This window comes from Sphingomonas panacis, assembly GCF_001717955.1.
GTDB classification, from domain to species: domain Bacteria; phylum Pseudomonadota; class Alphaproteobacteria; order Sphingomonadales; family Sphingomonadaceae; genus Sphingomonas; species Sphingomonas panacis.
Genome location: NZ_CP014168.1, coordinates 2,866,499 through 2,882,923, shown reverse-complemented (window position 1 = coordinate 2,882,923; position 16,425 = coordinate 2,866,499). Strand labels below are relative to the sequence as shown.

The 16,425-nt window shown below is 66.8% G+C and carries 13 protein-coding genes; 6 read left to right on the top strand and 7 right to left on the bottom strand.

Going from position 1 to position 16,425, the window contains the following annotated elements; genetic code table 11:
- Positions 1 to 45 precede the first annotated feature (45 nt).
- The 4 genes from treY to J0A91_RS13195 all read right to left on the bottom strand — a co-directional run bounded on the left by treY (position 46) and on the right by J0A91_RS13195 (position 6,671).
- Positions 46 to 2,418: a malto-oligosyltrehalose synthase gene (treY, locus tag J0A91_RS13210; protein WP_069205301.1), complete on the bottom strand. Its 2,373-nt coding sequence runs from the start codon at positions 2,416 to 2,418 to the stop codon at positions 46 to 48.
- Positions 2,415 to 4,184, bottom strand: a complete 1,770-nt coding sequence (gene treZ / locus J0A91_RS13205; protein WP_069205300.1) for a malto-oligosyltrehalose trehalohydrolase — start codon at positions 4,182 to 4,184, stop codon at positions 2,415 to 2,417. The genes treY and treZ overlap by 4 nt, the downstream gene beginning before the upstream one ends.
- Positions 4,181 to 6,286 carry a glycogen debranching protein GlgX gene (gene glgX, locus J0A91_RS13200; protein ID WP_069205299.1) on the bottom strand — a complete coding sequence of 702 codons (2,106 nt, stop codon included), beginning with the start codon at positions 6,284 to 6,286 and terminating at the stop codon, positions 4,181 to 4,183. Before glgX ends, treZ begins: the two co-directional genes overlap by 4 nt.
- Positions 6,287 to 6,350: 64 nt before the next feature.
- Positions 6,351 to 6,671 (bottom strand): DUF2934 domain-containing protein, encoded by a 321-nt coding sequence (locus tag J0A91_RS13195; RefSeq protein WP_069205298.1) that lies wholly within the window; start codon positions 6,669 to 6,671, stop codon positions 6,351 to 6,353.
- Positions 6,672 to 6,839: 168 nt separating this feature from the next.
- Between J0A91_RS13195 and J0A91_RS13190 the strand changes: the two genes are divergently transcribed.
- From J0A91_RS13190 to J0A91_RS13180, 3 genes are all read left to right on the top strand, one after another.
- On the top strand, positions 6,840 to 8,066 hold the full coding sequence (locus J0A91_RS13190) for a flavin monoamine oxidase family protein (RefSeq protein WP_069205297.1): 1,227 nt from the start codon (positions 6,840 to 6,842) through the stop codon (positions 8,064 to 8,066).
- A 79-nt stretch (positions 8,067 to 8,145) separates the two neighbouring features.
- The gene (locus tag J0A91_RS13185; protein ID WP_069207300.1) at positions 8,146 to 9,234 is read left to right on the top strand and encodes a catalase family protein; all 1,089 of its coding nucleotides are present in this window, start codon (positions 8,146 to 8,148) and stop codon (positions 9,232 to 9,234) included.
- Between the two features lie 37 nt (positions 9,235 to 9,271).
- A complete protein-coding gene (locus J0A91_RS13180) occupies positions 9,272 to 10,420 on the top strand; it encodes an aminotransferase class I/II-fold pyridoxal phosphate-dependent enzyme (RefSeq protein WP_069205296.1) in 1,149 nt (382 codons plus the stop codon).
- Positions 10,421 to 10,500: 80 nt separating this feature from the next.
- Here J0A91_RS13180 and J0A91_RS13175 read toward each other — a convergent pair whose 3' ends face one another.
- Positions 10,501 to 11,103, bottom strand: coding sequence for a peptidylprolyl isomerase (locus tag J0A91_RS13175; RefSeq protein WP_069205295.1), 603 nt, complete (start codon positions 11,101 to 11,103; stop codon positions 10,501 to 10,503).
- A 256-nt stretch (positions 11,104 to 11,359) separates the two neighbouring features.
- On the opposite strand from J0A91_RS13175, the gene J0A91_RS13170 reads away from it, so the two are divergent.
- Positions 11,360 to 12,607: an aminotransferase class V-fold PLP-dependent enzyme gene (locus J0A91_RS13170; protein ID WP_069205294.1), complete on the top strand. Its 1,248-nt coding sequence runs from the start codon at positions 11,360 to 11,362 to the stop codon at positions 12,605 to 12,607.
- Positions 12,608 to 12,815: 208 nt separating this feature from the next.
- Positions 12,816 to 13,913 carry a DNA polymerase IV gene (dinB, locus tag J0A91_RS13165; RefSeq protein ID WP_069205293.1) on the top strand — a complete coding sequence of 366 codons (1,098 nt, stop codon included), beginning with the start codon at positions 12,816 to 12,818 and terminating at the stop codon, positions 13,911 to 13,913.
- On the opposite strand, the gene J0A91_RS13160 is transcribed toward dinB, so the two are convergent.
- Positions 13,900 to 14,484, bottom strand: coding sequence for a TetR/AcrR family transcriptional regulator (locus J0A91_RS13160; RefSeq protein WP_240502003.1), 585 nt, complete (start codon positions 14,482 to 14,484; stop codon positions 13,900 to 13,902). The genes dinB and J0A91_RS13160 overlap by 14 nt on opposite strands.
- Positions 14,485 to 14,603: 119 nt before the next feature.
- On the opposite strand from J0A91_RS13160, the gene J0A91_RS13155 reads away from it, so the two are divergent.
- Positions 14,604 to 15,575, top strand: coding sequence for an SDR family NAD(P)-dependent oxidoreductase (locus J0A91_RS13155; protein ID WP_069205291.1), 972 nt, complete (start codon positions 14,604 to 14,606; stop codon positions 15,573 to 15,575).
- 57 nt (positions 15,576 to 15,632) lie between these two features.
- Here J0A91_RS13155 and J0A91_RS13150 read toward each other — a convergent pair whose 3' ends face one another.
- Entirely contained in the window at positions 15,633 to 16,421 is a 789-nt protein-coding gene (locus tag J0A91_RS13150; RefSeq protein ID WP_069205290.1) for an SDR family NAD(P)-dependent oxidoreductase, read from the bottom strand.
- Positions 16,422 to 16,425: the final 4 nt, after the last annotated feature.

Here is a 16,425-nt window from a genome sequence, read left to right as displayed (position 1 = left end):
GGCTCCGGCTGCGAAGCCCGTGCATAGAGCGATAAGCCGCCGCCGCTAAGGGGCTATATGGATATGATACGGCGCGGTGGCGAACAGGTCCGCAGCCGGCACGGGGTCGGCGAAGTCGATGATCGTGTCACCCCACCAGTCCGCGTCGGGGCTGGTCCGCCCGGCCGCGACTTGCGCGGACGCCGCCTTGAGCAGAACCGCGCATTCGAGCCGCGCCGTGCCGTGAGTGCGGGTGAAAGCGAGCACATGCCCGGCGCGCGCGCCCGAGACCTCTACAGGACGATATTCACCGTGCGCGAACAGCGCGGGCGAGTTCCGGCGCGCCCCGAGCAGGCGCGCGATCAGGTGCAGCTTCGACAGCGGATCACCCTCGCTTTCCAGCAGTGCTGCACGAGCGGCGTAATTGACCGGACGGCGATTGTCTGGATCGACGAGACTCCAGTCGTCCAGCTCGGCCCCCTGATAGCAGTCGGGCACGCCGGGGACGGTATTGCGCAGCACGGCGACGGCAAGGCTGTTGGCGGTCGCCGCCGGCGCGAGGCGCTGTACGATCGCGTCCATCTCGGCGGTAAACGCATCGTCCGCCAGCAAGGCATCGACCAGCGCGGCGCAGCGGGCTTCGTACTCCGCGTCGGGTGCTTCCCATGACGAGCGCAGCTTGGCTTCGCGGAGCGCCTTGGTCTGCCATGCCTTGATGCGGTCGGCATCGATCGGCCACGCGCCAAAGACCGTCTGGAACAGCATGTAGCGATCGGCGGGATCGACCCCCTGCCCCCCCGTCCGCGCCATCCAGTCGGCGACACGCTCCGCCCAGAGATCGGGCACGCCACTCAGCACCGCGAGCCGCGCACGCACGTCTTCGCCGCGTTTGTGATCGTGCGTGGCGGTGGCGAGCATCGCGTGCGGGAAATCGTGCCCGCGCGTCGCCACGGCCGCGTGGAACCGTGCGGTGTCGAGCGCGAACTCTTCGGGCGCGAAGCCGACATCGTTGGTCGAAAGCAAGACGCCGTGGCGGTAGAAAGCGGTATCCTCGACCGCCTTGGCAGCGATCGGCGCGGAGAGTTGCTGAAAGCGGCGCACCGCCTCCGCAGCCAGCCCCGCACTGCCCGGCCCACGTCCGGCGAGCCATTCGACGATATAGCGCGAGATCTCCGCCTCGCCCGGCGGGCAGAAATCGGCGCTGTCAGCCAGCGCGCGATCGAGCAGCGCGCCGTCGCTCGCCGGGGCATGATTGCCGAGGCCATAGCTGCGATAGACCGGGAACACCCACAGCAACCGCTCGATCGCACGGCGCAACATCGCCGGCGTCACCGCCTCAAACACGGGGTGGCTGGCGCTGGCCGAGCGCGCCAACGCAACGAACGCCGCGACGCAGCGATCGGTCTGCCCTGAAAACTGCCAGGCGAGCAGTTGCTGGCGGGCGGTAAGCGCCTCGTCCGCGAAATCGGCGGGGCGGCCGCTGATGCTCTCCCACAAGTCGCCCAGCGGCGCTTCACCTTCGGGCGCGTGCAGCACGCCCGTCACGTCGCGCATGAAATCATAGCCGCTGGTACCGTCGAGCTCCCAGTCTCGCGCAAGCGTTTCACCCTCGGCAAGAATTTTCTCAACGACGATGTAGGCGCGCCGCCCGCCCCCGATCGCATCGAAGCGCGCGCGCAAGGTACGGGAATAGCCGGCGGGATCGGTGAGGCCGTCGACGTGATCGACGCGCACGCCATCGATTAGCCCTTGCTCGAACAGGCTGAAATACAGCGCGTGGGTAGCCTCGAACACCTCGGGATCTTCGACCCGCACACCGGCGAGATCGTTGATGGTGAAGAAGCGCCGCCAGTTGAGTTCGTCGTTCGCGGTGCGCCACGAGGCGAGCCGATAATGCTGCGCCTCGACCAAAGTGCGCAGGTCGCCGTCCGCCGGCACGTCGGGCCGTAGCGGCGGGCCGTCCGCGCCATACAGCCGGAGCGCGCCATCGCCCAGCGTGAGATCGCCCGCCGCGATCACCTCGCCGAGCGGTGCGCCGAGGATCGGCAGCAGCAGCGGCTCGCTCCAGTCGATATCGAACCAGCGCGCGTATCGGCTGCCCTGCCCGTGGCGGAGCACGTCGTTCCAATAGGCATTCTCGCCGCCCGCGACGCCCATGTGATTGGGCACGATATCGATGACGATGCCCATGCCGCGCGCGCGCAAAGCGCCGACGAGGCTGCGGAATCCGGCTTCGCCGCCGAGTTCCGGGTTGATCGCGGTCGGGTCAATCACGTCATAGCCGTGCGGCGATCCCGAGACGGCGGCTGTGATCGGCGAGGCATAGACGTGGCTGATGCCGAGCCGGTCGAGATACGGCAGGATCGCCTCGGCCGCCGCGAAGGGGAAATCGCGGTTGAATTGCAGGCGATACGTCGCGCGCGGCGGGAAGTCGGTCATGCGGCGTCCTTGATCCAGGCGGCGAAGCTCGCCGGCGCGCCGGGCGTGCCGAGCGCGTAGAGCGGTGCGTCTCCCCGCACCGCGACCGGCTCGGTCCCGAGGTTGATCGCAAGCGTCAGCACCGCGCCGTCGCCGAGCGTCCACACCGCCTGAACCGCGCCCTCGCCCAGCATCTCCGCGCCGTCAGCGGTGGCTCCGCGCAAGCGGGGTACGATCGCCGTATGTCGGAGCGCCAGCAGGTCACGGTATAGCGCGCGCCATCGAACCGCCTCATCGTGCGGAATCGGGCGAGAGGCCGCGAAGGTCTCGTGCGCATTGGGATCGGGAATGCTCTCCCGCGCCGATTCGGACGAGAACGCCTCGAAATGCGCGAACTCCTTGCGCCGTCCTTCGCGCACGACATCGGCGAGTTCGTCATGGAAATCGGTGAAGAAGTAGAACGGCGTCTGCGAACCCGCCTCGTCGCCCATGAACAGCAATGGAATTTGCGGGCAGAGCAATAGCAGCGCGGTCGCCGCCGCGAGCCGTTCGGGCGCCACGAGCGTGGTCAGACGCTCGCCGAGCGCACGATTGCCGATCTGGTCATGGTTCTGGAGGAAGGCCACGAACGCGGTCGGCGGCAGATGCCCGCTCGGCGTACCGCGCGCTTTGCCATCATGAGTCGGCATAGCCTCGCCCTGGTAGACGAAGCCTTCGCCGAGACAGCGCGCGAGCTTCTGCGTCGAATTTTCGGCGAAAGCCGCGTAATAGCCTTCGCTTTCGCCGGTCAGCAGGACGTGCATGACGTTGTGGAAATCATCGTTCCACTGCGCGTCGAAGCCGTCGTCGCCAAGCCGCGCCGCGTCGTTGCTCTCGTTTTCGAGGACGAGGTGAACATGCCGCTCGGGCGCGACCCTCGCGCGGATCTCCGCTGCCATCCGGTCAAGGAACGCGGTGTTGCCGATCGCATGGACCGCATCGAAGCGCAGCCCGTCGAAACCATAGTCCTCGATCCACATCAGCGCGTTTTCGAGGAAGTACGCCGCGACCTCGGGCCGATCGACCGCCACCGCCCCGCCCCACGGCGTATCGCGATCGGCATGGAAGAAGTCGCCCGCATACGCGCCGAGATAATTCCCGTCCGGCCCGAAATGGTTGTAGACCACGTCGAGCAGGATCATCATCCCCAGTTCGTGCGCGCGATCGACCAGAGCGCGCAAATCGTGCGGCGAACCATAAGCCTCGGCGGGCGCGAACGGCAGCACGCCGTCATAGCCCCAGTTGCGCGACCCCGCGAACGCGGCGATCGGCATCAGTTCGATCGCGGTGATACCAAGCTCGGCGAGCGCGGGCAGCGTTTCGGCGACACCGTCATAGCCGCCGAGCACGCCGACATGGACTTCCTGGATGACCGCTTCTTCCCACGGGCGGCCAAACCAGCCTTCGTTCGTGCCGAGCGAAGTCGAGAGACCGAGGGATGACGCACCGCCTTGCGCCTCGATTTCGCTCGGCACGAACGGGGTTGGCACGACGACGCTCCAGCCATGCACGCCACCCGACTGCAACCGCGACGCCGGGTCCGGCACGGCTAGGTCGGCATTCAGCCGGAAGCGGTAGCGCGTGCCCGCCGGCGCAGTCGCCTCCGCCTCGAACCAGCCGCCGTCACGTGCGGTCATCCCGACCGGCTCCGCGCCGTCGATCTCCAGCGTCACCGCGTCACGATCGGGCGCCCACAGCCGAAAGAGCGTGCGGTCGTCCGCCGCAACGCGTGGCCCCCACAGGTTCATGGGTCCACCTTGTCCGCCAGCCAGCGGATCAGCACCGCGGCGTGCGGCTGCACCTCATAGGTGTCGCCGATCTCGACGGGTTCGAGGTCCGGCTGAGCGCTGTCGATCAGCACCTTGCGGTCCGAGGACGGTGCCGGCAGCGTGAAGGTGATGGCATCCTCGCCCGCGTTCATCAACAGCGTGATCGCCTCGATCCGCCCGTCGTCGAGCGCGACCGCACGGCGCATCGCTAGCGCGCGCCCGTCAGGATTATCCCAGTCCTCGCCCGAAAGCGCTTCGCCGCGCTCGTCCCACCATTCGATATCGTTGATGCCGTAACCGGGCGAATTTTCGCCATACAGGAAGTTGGCCGAGCGCAACACGGGATGCTTCTTGCGCAGCGCGATCAGCCGCGACGTGAAGGTGTAAAGCGTCTGGCCTTCCGGGCTTTCCGCCTGCGCCCAGTCGAGCCAACTGATCTCATTGTCCTGACAATAAGCGTTGTTGTTGCCGTGCTGCGTGCGGCCGAACTCGTCCCCCGCCACCAGCATCGGCGTGCCGAGCGCGGCGAACAGCGTCACCAGCATCGAGCGCTGTACCGTGCCGCGCGTCTTGAGGATGGCTTCGTCTTCGGTCGGCCCCTCCGCACCCCAGTTGCGCGAGATGTTGTTGTCGTGACCGTCGTTGTTGTTCTCGCCATTGGCCTCGTTGTGGCGCTCCTCATAGGAGACGAGATCGGCGAGCGTGAAGCCGTCGTGGCTGGTCACAAAATTGACGCTCGCCCACGGCCGCCGCGCGCGCCGGTCGAACAGATCGCCCGACCCGGCGAGCCGCGCGGCGAGATCGCCACGCTTGCCGGGGTCGCCGCGCCAAAAGCCGCGCACCGTGTCGCGGTATTTGTCGTTCCACTCGGCGAAGCCCGGCCCGAAATTGCCGAGCTGATAGCCGCCCATGCCGACATCCCACGGCTCGGTGATGAGCTTCAACTGGCCGAGGATCGGGTCCTGCCGCAGCACGTCGAAGAAGCCGGCGTTGGGATCGAAGCCATTGTCCGTTCGCCCGAGCGTCAGCCCGAGATCGAAGCGGAAGCCGTCGATCCCGAACGAGGTCGCCCAATAGCGCAGCGAATCCGCGACCATCTGGATGACGCGCGCGTGATCGAGCTTGAAGGTGTTACCGGTGCCGGTATCGTTGATGCAATAGCGCGGCTGGTCCGGCACCAGCCGGTAATAGGTCGCATTGTCGATCCCGCGCCACGACAGCGTCGGGCCGAGTTCGCTTCCCTCGCAGCTATGGTTGTAGACGACGTCGAGGATCACTTCGATCCCGGCGGCGTGAAGCCGCCGCACCGCCAGCCGAAGTTCGTCGTGCGAATCGCTGGAGAAATAGCCGGGTTCGGGCGCGAAGAAGCTGAGGCTGTTATAGCCCCAGTAATTGCGCAGGCCGCGCTCCTGAAGGAAGCGATCCTGCGTGAAGGCGTGGATCGGCATCAGTTCGAGCGCGGTGACGCCGAGCCGCTTGAGGTGATCGATCACATGCGGGTGCGACAGCGCGGCGAAGGTGCCACGTTCGCGCGGCGGCACGAGATCGAGCAGCTTGGTCAGCCCCTTGGCGTGTGCTTCGTAGATGACCGTCTCTGACCAGGGCGTGTTGGGGCGCACGTCGCGCGACCAGTCGAACGCATCGTTGGTGACGATTCCCTTGGGCATCGCCGGCGCGCTGTCGCGCTTGTCGAAGCCGAGATCGGCGCGGCGACCGCGTACCGGATAGCCGTGCAGCACGTCGCTCCACTTGATCGCGCCCGACAACCGGCGCGCATAGGGATCGAGCAGCAGCTTGTTGGGGTTGAAGCGGTGCCCCTCCTCGGGCGCATACCGGCCATACGCGCGGTAACCGTAGAGCAGCCCCGGCCGCGCATCGGGCAGGTAGCCATGCCACACTTCATCGGTCCACTCGGGGAGCGTGTAGCGGGCGATCTCGCGCTTGCCGCTCGGCTCGAACAGGCACAATTCGATCTTTTCGGCGTGGGCGGAGAAGATGGCGAAATTGACGCCCAGCCCGTCGAAGGTCGCGCCGAGCGGATAGGGCGATCCGCCATCGAGGCGGTCGGCAGTTGGACGCAAGATAGTCTCCCTCAGTCGACGGGATCAAAAGAGCCGGCTGAATGCCCGCGCGCGCGGGCGGATTTCAGCGGATCGGGTTGAGCGGTTTCACCTTGCGCTTCACCGTCTTCTTAGCGGGCGCAGGTGCGGGCGTTGCCGCCACCGGTTCAGGCGTCGCCACGACGTCCGGCTCGGCGAGCGGAGCGGGTTCCGCAGGGGCTTCGGGTTCGGCAACCGCGGTGTCCGCGCTCTCGGTCGCGGGCGTGGTCGTTGCGGAGGCCTCGGCGGCGTCGAACTCGGCTTCGGCCTGCGCCCAATGCTGGTCGGCAGCGCCCTCGGGCTGGCCTTGCTCAATCCAGATCGCATGTGCGCGCTGACGGACTAGCGAGATCCGATCCTGTTCCATGAACTTCCCCCTTCAGGTGGCCGTGACGTTTCGCCCACTGCAATGCGCGGCGGCGCATAAGGATGCGCGTTTTGCCATCGCGCAAAGAATTTTTTCGCGGCACGCCCGGCGATTGCCAAGCGTTGCCACGCGCTGGATATACCCGGGCGTTCGCTGCGGAGCATCAACATGGATCATGACGTCGCCATTATCGGGGCCGGCTCCGCCGGTATCGCGGCGGCGCGCAGTCTGGTCGAGGCCGGCAAGTCGGTGCTGATGCTGGAGGCGAGCGACCGCGTCGGCGGGCGCGGCTGGACGGTCGGCGTGGCGGGAATGCCGCTCGATCTCGGCTGCGGCTGGCTGCATTCGGCGGAACGCAACCCGCTCGTTGCAGAGGGTGAGGCCGCGAACTTCACCATCCATCGCGGCCCATCGGCGTGGCAGGAACAATGGCGCGGACTTGGCTTCAACGCGGACGAGCAGGCTCGGGCCCACGATGCCTGGGCTGCGCTGGACGACCGATTCCATCGCGCGCCGCCTCCAAGCGATCGCGCTTCGGATGCGCTGGAACCGGGCGCGGAGTGGAACGCCTTCTGCCGCGCGCTGAGCGGCTATATGAGCGGCGCCGATCTCGACCGGCTCTCGATCACCGATTTCCTCGCCTATGACGATGCCGCGACCGAGACCAACTGGCGCGTCCGCGAAGGCTATGGCGCGCTGCTCGCCGCGCGCTTGCCGCAGGTCGAGCTGCGGCTGGCGACGCCCGTCCGGCGCGTCGCGCTCAGCGACCGCGGCGTGAGGATCGAGACCGATCGCGGCACGGTGACGGCTGGGGCGGCGATCGTCACCGCCTCCACCAACGTCCTCGCCAGCGGCACGATCGTGTTCGATGCGGACGCGACAGACCATCTCCATGCGGCGAGCCAATTGCCGCTCGGGCTGGCCGACAAGCTGTTCTTCGAACTGGTCGGCGATCACGATTTCGAAACCGAGACCCACCTGATCGGCAATCCGCGCGACGCCAACACCGGCAGCTATTATATCCGTGGGCTCGGCCGGCCGGTGATCGAAGCGTTCTTCGGCGGCCCCGGCGCGGAGCTGCTCGAACGCGGCGGCATCGTCGAGGCGTTCAAGATCGCTTCCGACGAACTCGCCGCATTGCTGGGAAGCGACGTGCGCCGCCATCTGCGGCCGATCGCCGCATCTGCATGGTGCAGAACGGCATGGATCAACGGATCGTACAGCCATGCCCTGCCCGGTCAGGCGCACGCCCGCGCGACCCTCGCCCGCCCGATCGGCGACCGCATCGTCTTCGCCGGCGAGGCGACTCACGTCACCGATTTCTCCACCGCGCATGGCGCATGGGAGAGCGGCGTCCGCGCGGCGCGGGAGGTGCTGGCGCGACGCGATATTTGATCCGCGTCAAGCTTGCGCACATGCGCCGGAACCGGTGGGCGTTGCGGAAGTTGACGGTGATGCCTTGCAGGAGCACGCCGTGACCAGATTCGTCCCCTTCGATCCGTCGGTCGAGACCTTCTCATCGGATGAAGCCGACGCAATCGCCTCGCTCAAGACGAGCTTCAAGCAAATCCTCGAAACGACGTCGAAGGACTACGGCCATGCCGTGCGCGGTGTGCATGCCAAAGGGCACGGCATCATCAAGGGCGAAGTCTCGGTCCTGCCCGGCCTGCCACCCGAACTCGCACAAGGGCTGTTCGCGCAGCCGGGCAGCTATGAAGCGGTCCTGCGCCTGTCGACGTCGCCGGGCGACATCCTCGACGATGCGGTGAGTTCGCCCCGCGGCGCCGCGCTGAAAGTGCTCGGTGTGGCGGGCGAACGCTTGCCCGGCGAGCATGGGGGCGAGCAGGATTTCGTTCTGGTCAACGGTCCCGTGTTCGGCGCGCCGACCCCCGCCGCGTTCGCCAAGAACCTGAAATTGCTCGCCGCGACGACCGACCGTGCCGAAGGCGCCAAAGTCGCGCTATCGACGACATTGCGAGTCGTCGAGGGTGCGCTGGAGGCGCTCGGCGGCAAGTCCGCGCTGATTTCGCTGCTCGGCGGCGCGCCGGAAGTGCATCCGCTCGGCGAAACCTATTATTCGCAAACCGCCTATCGCTACGGCGCCCATATCGCGAAAATCTCGCTCGCGCCGGTCTCGCCCGGTCTTACCGAGCGCACCGGCGATCTTGTCGACGTCCACAATCGCCCGGACGCGTTGCGCGAGGATGTCGCCGATGTGATGATCGAACACGGCGGCATCTGGGAATTGCGCGTGCAATTGTGCGTCGATCTGGAGACGATGCCGGTCGAAGACCCGACCGTCTTGTGGGACGAAAAAGCCAGCCCGTTCGTCACCGTCGCCACCTTCACCGCCGCGCCGCAGACATCGTGGCGCAACGGGGTCAGCCAGTCGGAGGAGGATCTTCTCTCGTACAGCCCGTGGCACGGCCTCGCCGCGCATCAGCCGCTCGGCGCGATCAACCGCGCCCGCCGCGAGGTGTACGAGTATTCGGCGGACTTCCGCGCGCGCGTCAATCAATGCCCGGTTCACGCGATCAAGATGCTGGAAGACCTGTCCGACTGACCTTTCTGTCGGTGGCGGCGCGCGTTAAGCAGGCGGCATGACCGCAACGATCGACCCGTTCCACGCCATCGCCATCAGCCGCGCCGCGCACCAATTGGCCGCCGAGGGGCGCTCGGTGATCCACATGGAGTTCGGCCAGCCTTCGACCGGCGCGCCGGCTGCGGCGATCGCCGAGGCGCACCGCATCCTCGACAGCGACGGCATGGGGTATTGGGAGAGCAGCCCGCTCAAAAGCCGGATCGCGCGGCATTATGCGGACAGCTACGGCGTGTCGGTCGATCCCGAGCAAGTGATCCTCACCTGCGGCGCCTCCCCCGCCTTCGTGCTCGCGCTTTCCTGCCTGTTCGCGCCGGGCGACCGGGTGGCGTTCGCGCGGCCGGGCTATGTCTCGTACCGCAACACGGTAAAGGCGCTGTTCCTCGAACCCGTCGAGATCGGCTGTGGCGAGGCCGAGCGCTTCCAGATCACCGCCGCGGCGATCGAAGCGCTCGATCCCGCGCCGCAAGGGCTGATTCTCGCCAGCCCCGCCAACCCGACCGGCACGATCATCGCGCCGGACGAACTGGCCGCGATCGTGGCGGTATGCCGTCGGCGCGGCATCCGCATCATCTCGGACGAAATCTATCACGGCCTCAGCTACGGCGAGGCCGCGCGATCGGTGTTGCAGGACGCGCCGGAGGCGCTGATCGTCAACAGCTTCTCCAAATATTTCAGCATGGCCGGTTGGCGGCTCGGCTGGCTGGTGGTGCCGCCCGCGCTGATCGACGCGGCGCGCGCGCGGATGGGGAACCTGTTCCTGACGCCGCCCTCGCTCGCCCAGCATGCCGGGCTGGTCGCGTTCGACTGCCGCGACGAACTGGAAGGGCATATCCGCACCTATGCGACCAACCGCGCGCTATTGCTCGATGCGCTGCCAGCCCTCGGCCTGCGCCGAATCGCCCCGCCCGACGGGGCGTTCTACATCTACGCCGATATCGGTCATCTGACCGACGACAGCATGGCGTTCTGCATGGAGCTGCTGATGGACACCGGCGTCACCACCGCGCCGGGGATCGACTTCGATCCTGTCGACGGCCACCGCTTCATGCGCTTCAGCTTCGCCGTCTCGACCGACCGTATCGAAGAGGCGCTGCGGCGGATGACGCCGTGGTTCGCGGCGCGGTTGCCTCTACCCCGTTCGTCCTGAGCTTGTCGAAGGGCGTGCCCGAAACGGAGCGTCTGGGGCACGTGCTTGGACAGGCTCAGCACGAACGGGACTGAGCCGGCTCAAAGCCCCTTGAACATCAGCCACACCTTCGGTCGTCCGGTCGGCTTCGCGGTGCCGTCCAGCCGTACCGCATGAACGATCGTAACCGGACGAACGAGCATCTGGTCCTTCATATCCTCGTCACCACCCGGCGCGGTCGGCATCGCGAGCATGCGTTTCACCACCTCCATCCCGCTCAGGACATGGCCGAACACCGCGTAGCCCGGCGATCCCGGCTTGGCATCGAGATTGGGGCTCGGGCCGACCAGCAGCGAGAAGTTGGCCGAGCCCGACGCCGGATTGGCATAGCGCGCCATCGAGATCGCACCGCTGACATGGCGCAGCCCGGTCTGGCTGGTCGGTTCCAGCGGCAGCATGTCGAGCTTGCGCCGCGCATCGGTGCCGATCCCACCCTGCACGAAGCCGAGGTCGGGGTGCCCGGCCTTGCGCGAGGCGCGGTAGAAGCTGGTGCCGTCGAGCCGACCGTCGTCAACATATTGCAGGAAATTGACCGCCGTCTTGGGCGCATGACGGTAATCGATCGCCAGCGTGATCGGGCCGGCGGTGGTATCGAGCCGCACCCGCACCACCGGCGGCTCGGCGGGCGCGGCCGCAATCAACATCACCGCGACACAGGCAAGACCAACACACCGCACGCACTTCTCCCGTTCCGAAAACACCCATCAACGCCTCTGGTTTGACGATTCCATCTGAACATCGGCTGAGAGATTGGCAATCCGTGCGCTGCCGCCGCCCGCCACCTTGCCCTGCGACGCCATTCCCGCAAGGATGCCGCCAGGACGAACCGCACACCGCCGCCGCGAGTGGTGGGGCTTCGTCGGGGGAGATGGAGACAGCGCATATCGGGGGGACAATTCGATGAACAAGCGTGATTTCCTGAAGACCGCGGGCGCGGTGTCGCTCGCCGCCCTGCTCGACTCGCCCGGCTTCGCCGCCCGTTCGCCCGCCGAACTCGCACAGGACGAGGCCTTCTGGGCCGAGATCCGCACGCACTTCCCGACCGACAACCGCTTCATCAATCTCGAAAACGGCTTCTACTGCTTCCAGCCCAAGGACGTGTTCGACGCGTTCGTCGCCAATGCCGGCGCGATCAACGGCGAGGCGTCGCATTACATGCGCACCAAGCTCGACACCGACGTGGTGAAGATGCGCACCGCCGTCGCCGCGCTAGCCGGCGTGCCGGTCGAGGAACTCGTCATCACGCGCAACACCACCGAATCGCTCGATACGATTATCAACGGCATCCCGTGGCAGGCCGGTGACCAAGCGGTGATGGCGACTCAGGATTACGGCTCGATGATGGATATGTTCGCGCTACAGGCGCGGCGCCACGGCATCGTCAACCACATCGTGCAACTGCCGCTCGATCCGGCGAGCGACGCCGAGATCATCGCGATCTACCGCAAGGCGATCACACCCAAGACCAAATTGCTGATGGTCTCGCACATCGTCGGCGGCACCGGGCAGGTGCTGCCCGTCGCGGCGATCTGCGACATGGCGCACGGCCTCGGCGTGCCGGTGATGGTCGATGGCGCGCACAGCTTCGCGCATCTCGACTTCAAAATTCCCGATCTGCACTGCGATTATTTCGGCACCTCGCTGCACAAATGGCTGTCGGCACCGCTTGGGCTGGGCATGCTGTGGGTCAAGCGCGCGCGCATTCCCGGACTGTGGCAGATGTTCGGCGATGCTGGCATGCCGGACGACGACATCCGCAAGCTCAACCACCGGGGCACGCACCCGATCCACAGCGACCTGACGCTGCCGCGCGCGATCGCCTTCCATCAGGCGATCGGCTCCGAACGCAAGATGGCGCGGCTGCGCTTCCTCCAGCATAGCTGGACCAACCGCGCGCGCGCGATCCCGGGCGTGTACCTCAACACACCCCACGCGCCCGAGCGGACCTGTGCGATCGCCAACGTCGGGGTGCGCGGGGTCGCGCCGGCGGCGCTGGCGGAAATGCTGCTGAAGGACCATAACATCTACACCGTCGCGATCGATCGCGGCGAGGTTCAGGGCGTGCGGGTGACGCCGCAAATCTATACCGCGCCAGCGGAACTGGATGCGCTGGTGGTGGCGTTGACCAAGATCGCCGGGCGGGCCTGACGCCGATCCTCACCAAGTCCGGCGTGCAATCGTGTCTTTAAGCAAGAGCGTCGTTTCCTAATCGTCACCCCAGCGAAAGCTGGGGTCTCTCCGGGGCGGGCGCTGCGGCCTCCCCGGAAAGATCCCAGCTTCCGCTGGGATGACGTGTGGGGCGACGCCAGGATGACCACCGCCGCCGGACAACACCTGCGTTCCCCTTCCGTTCGACATGCGCTATCCTGCCCGCATGGACGTGCGCAAAATCCTCCATATCGACATGGACGCCTTCTACGCGTCGGTCGAGCAGCGCGACGATCCGGCGCTTCGGGGCAAGCCCGTCGCGGTCGGCTCTGCCTCGGCGCGGGGTGTGGTGGCGGCGGCGAGCTATGAGGCGCGCACGTTCGGGGTGAAATCCGCGCTGCCCTCGGTCACGGCGCTGCGGCGCTGCCCCGATCTGGTGTTCGTGCGGCCGCGCTTCGACGTGTACAAATCGGTCTCGCGCCAGATTCACGCGATCTTCGCCGAGTTCACGCCCGTCATCCAGCCGCTGTCGCTCGACGAGGCGTATCTCGACGTCACCGCCAACTTACGCAACCTGCCGACCGCCTGGGCGACCGCCAAGGCGATCCGCGCGCGCATCCTTGAGGAAACCGGGCTGACCGCGTCGGCGGGGATCTCGTACAACAAGTTCCTCGCCAAGCTCGCCTCGGACCATCGCAAACCCAACGGCCAGTTCGCGGTGACGCCCGACATGGGCGCGGCCTGGGTCGAGACGCTGCCGGTGTCGCGCTTCCACGGCGTCGGCCCCGTCACCGCGCGCAAGATGGCGTCGCTCGGCATCAAGACCGGCGCCGATCTGCGCGCCAAGTCGCGCGCGTTCCTCGCCGAGCACTTCGGCAGCGCGGCGGACTGGTATTACGCCATCGCGCGCGGGATCGACGACCGTCCGGTCAACCCCGATCGCATCCGCAAATCCTCCGGCTCGGAGACCACCTTCCGCAGCGACCTCACCGAACCCGCCGACATCGAAGCCGGCGTACTGGAGATGGCGGAGGACGTGTGGCGCTGGTGCGACGGGGCGCAGGCGTTCGGCCGCACGGTAACGGTGAAGGTCAAATATCAGGATTTTCAGCAGATTACTCGCAGCCGCAGTGCCACCCGCCCGATCCGCACCCGCGCCGACCTGCACGAAGCGAGCCTCGCGCTGATCCGGTCGGTGCTGCCGACGCCGAAGGGGATACGGCTGGTCGGCGTGACGGTTTCGAACTTCGACGGCACCGACGCGGAAGCGTTGCCGCTGTTCGACGCTTTGCTCAGCCAGACCTAGCCGGAACGCGCAGCCCGGCGATCAGGATATCGACCATCGCCCGGGCATGCGCCTCCCAGCCCGGCCCGGCGCCGACATTGGCGACGCCGATCACCGCGCGCAGCAGATCGAGCGGTTCGACCGTCAGCCGGATCTCGCCGCTGGCAATCGCGCGATCGGTGAGCAGGCCAATCGACTGCGTAATCTGCGCACTCGACACCGCATACAGTTCGCGCCCGCCGACCATCGTCGCGAGCGCGCCGGCGATGATCTGCTTGGTCGCGAAATACTCGACGAACAGCAGCATCCAGGTGCGCAGTGCCTCAACCGGCGGGTGTTCGGCGGCCAGTCGCTCGGCGGCAGCGCCAAGCTGGTTCGCCTCGTTGCGATAGACCTGCTCGATCAGTGCCTCGCGCGTCGGGAAATGGCGATAGAGCGTGCCGATCCCCACCCCAGCCGCGCGCGCGATCTCCTCCAGCCCGACGTCCATGCCCTTGCTCGCGAACACATCCTTGGCGGTGGCGAGCAGCTTAAGCCGATTGCGTTCGGCATCGGCGCGCGGCTTTCGAACGGGCGTTTGCGCGGAAATCACCACTTTGTTTCACCGTACCCTTGAAAACGGAGGACTCCTCCGTATTTAAACGGAGACGTCCTCCTGATACCGTAATGTAGCGCGAGAGGCAACGTCGCCAGCCTTCAAGGGAACAGCATATGGCTCAGCAATTTGGTGCGACCTCCACCACCGACGCGGTGCTCGCGGGCGTCGATCTGTCCGGCAAGCGCATCCTCGTCACCGGCGTCTCGGCCGGACTCGGCGTCGAAACCGCGCGGGCGCTCGCCGCACATGGCGCGATCGTGGTGGGCGCCGCGCGCGATCTCGCCAAGGCGGAACGCGCGACCGAGGTGGTGCGCGCAGCCGCCGCCGGCGGCGGCAGCCTTGCGTTGATCGAACTCGATCTCGCCAGCCTTGCCAGCGTGCGCGCTGCCGCCGACGCGCTGGTCGCTAAGGGCGAACCCTTCGACGTCATCATCAACAACGCGGGCGTAATGGCGGCGCCGTTCGGCCACACCGCCGATGGGTTCGAGACTCAGTTCGGCACGAACCATCTCGGCCACTTCGTGTTGGTGAACCGGATCGCGTCGCTGCTGCGGCCCGGTGCGCGCGTGATCGCGCTCGCATCGGCGGGGCATCGCTTCGCCAATGTCGATCTCGAAGACCCCAATTTCACGCGCGGCGACTATGATCCGTGGGTGGCCTATGGCCGCTCGAAGACTGCGAACATCCTGTTCGCGGTAGAGTTCGACCGGCGGCACCGGGAACGCGGCGTGCGTGCCGCAGCGGTGCATCCCGGCGGCATCCAGACCGAACTCAGCCGTCACCTCGATGATGGCGCGATCGACGCGATGATCACGCAGGTGAACGCCGATCTCGCTGCCGAGGGCAAGCCGGCCTACCAGTGGAAGACGATCCCGCAGGGCGCAGCGACGTCGGTCTGGGCCGGCGTGGTCGGCGACGCCGATGACATCGGCGGGCGCTATTGCGAGAACTGCCACGTCACCACCACCGTAAGCGATGGCGCGCTCAGCGTCATGAGCGAGGGCGTGCGGCCTTATGCGATCGACGCCGGCAACGCCAAAGCGCTCTGGGCGAAGAGCGAGGAACTGGTCGGCGAGACGTTCTGAAGAGGTGATATGAGGCCGCGACCACCGTCACACGACGACGGTCGCGGCCTCCCGCGATCACTCGTTTTCCGCCGTGCCGGGCTCGGCCATCTTGCGATGCTGCTCGGCGAGCACCGATGCCGGCACAACATGCGCCGCCGCGACCTGGAGCTTGTTCTTCCAGCCCGAGACGATGCTGGCCTTGCCCGCCATCACCGCATCCCAGCCGTCTTTCGCGACATCGACGGGATCGCTCTTGGTGTTGCTCGCGCCGACCGAGGTGTCGAGCATGTCGCCACGTTCGAAGAACTCGGTCTCGACCGGCCCCGGCATCAAGGTGGTCAAGGTGACGCCTTTCGATTCCTTGATCTCGTTGCGCAGCGCATCGGTGAAGCTGTCCACGAACGCCTTGGTGCCGTTATACACCGCCTGGAACGCGCCGGGGATGAACCCCGCGATCGAGCCGGTGACGAGCACCTTGCCATCGTCGCGCGCCACCATCGGCTTGAGCACCTTCTGGAGCAGATAGGCCGTGCCGACGATATTGGTGTCGACCACGCGCCGCCAGTCGGCGAGATCCTGATCGAGAAACGCATGGCCAAGCCCGCGCCCCGCGTTGGCACACAGCAGGTCGATCTGGCGACCGCCAGCCGCGGCCAGCAACTGGTCGACGCCCTCGATCGTCGAGAGATCGGCCTCGACCCATTGCACGTTGGTGCCGAACTGCTCGAAGTCGGTCGCCGCCGCCTCGATCAGCGGCTCGTCCGCGACGACGAGGATATCGTAGCCGTCCTTCGCCGCGAGCGTGGCGAGTTCGAAGCCGATGCCGGTGGAGGCGCCGGTGATGATCGCGAATTTGTCAGCCATGTCG

Bases quoted from the DNA above. Each gene is read 5' to 3' on its own strand.
- treZ (WP_069205300.1), bottom strand. From the start codon at position 4,184: ATGAACCTGTGGGGGCCACGCGTTGCGGCGGACGACCGCACGCTCTTT.
- J0A91_RS13155 (WP_069205291.1), top strand. From the start codon at position 14,604: ATGGCTCAGCAATTTGGTGCGACCTCCACCACCGACGCGGTGCTCGCG.
- J0A91_RS13175 (WP_069205295.1), bottom strand. From the start codon at position 11,103: ATGTTGATTGCGGCCGCGCCCGCCGAGCCGCCGGTGGTGCGGGTGCGG.
- J0A91_RS13190 (WP_069205297.1), top strand. From the start codon at position 6,840: ATGGATCATGACGTCGCCATTATCGGGGCCGGCTCCGCCGGTATCGCG.
- J0A91_RS13170 (WP_069205294.1), top strand. From the start codon at position 11,360: ATGAACAAGCGTGATTTCCTGAAGACCGCGGGCGCGGTGTCGCTCGCC.
- J0A91_RS13150 (WP_069205290.1), bottom strand. From the start codon at position 16,421: ATGGCTGACAAATTCGCGATCATCACCGGCGCCTCCACCGGCATCGGC.
- J0A91_RS13180 (WP_069205296.1), top strand. From the start codon at position 9,272: ATGACCGCAACGATCGACCCGTTCCACGCCATCGCCATCAGCCGCGCC.
- treY (WP_069205301.1), bottom strand. From the start codon at position 2,418: ATGACCGACTTCCCGCCGCGCGCGACGTATCGCCTGCAATTCAACCGC.
- dinB (WP_069205293.1), top strand. From the start codon at position 12,816: ATGCGCTATCCTGCCCGCATGGACGTGCGCAAAATCCTCCATATCGAC.
- J0A91_RS13195 (WP_069205298.1), bottom strand. From the start codon at position 6,671: ATGGAACAGGATCGGATCTCGCTAGTCCGTCAGCGCGCACATGCGATC.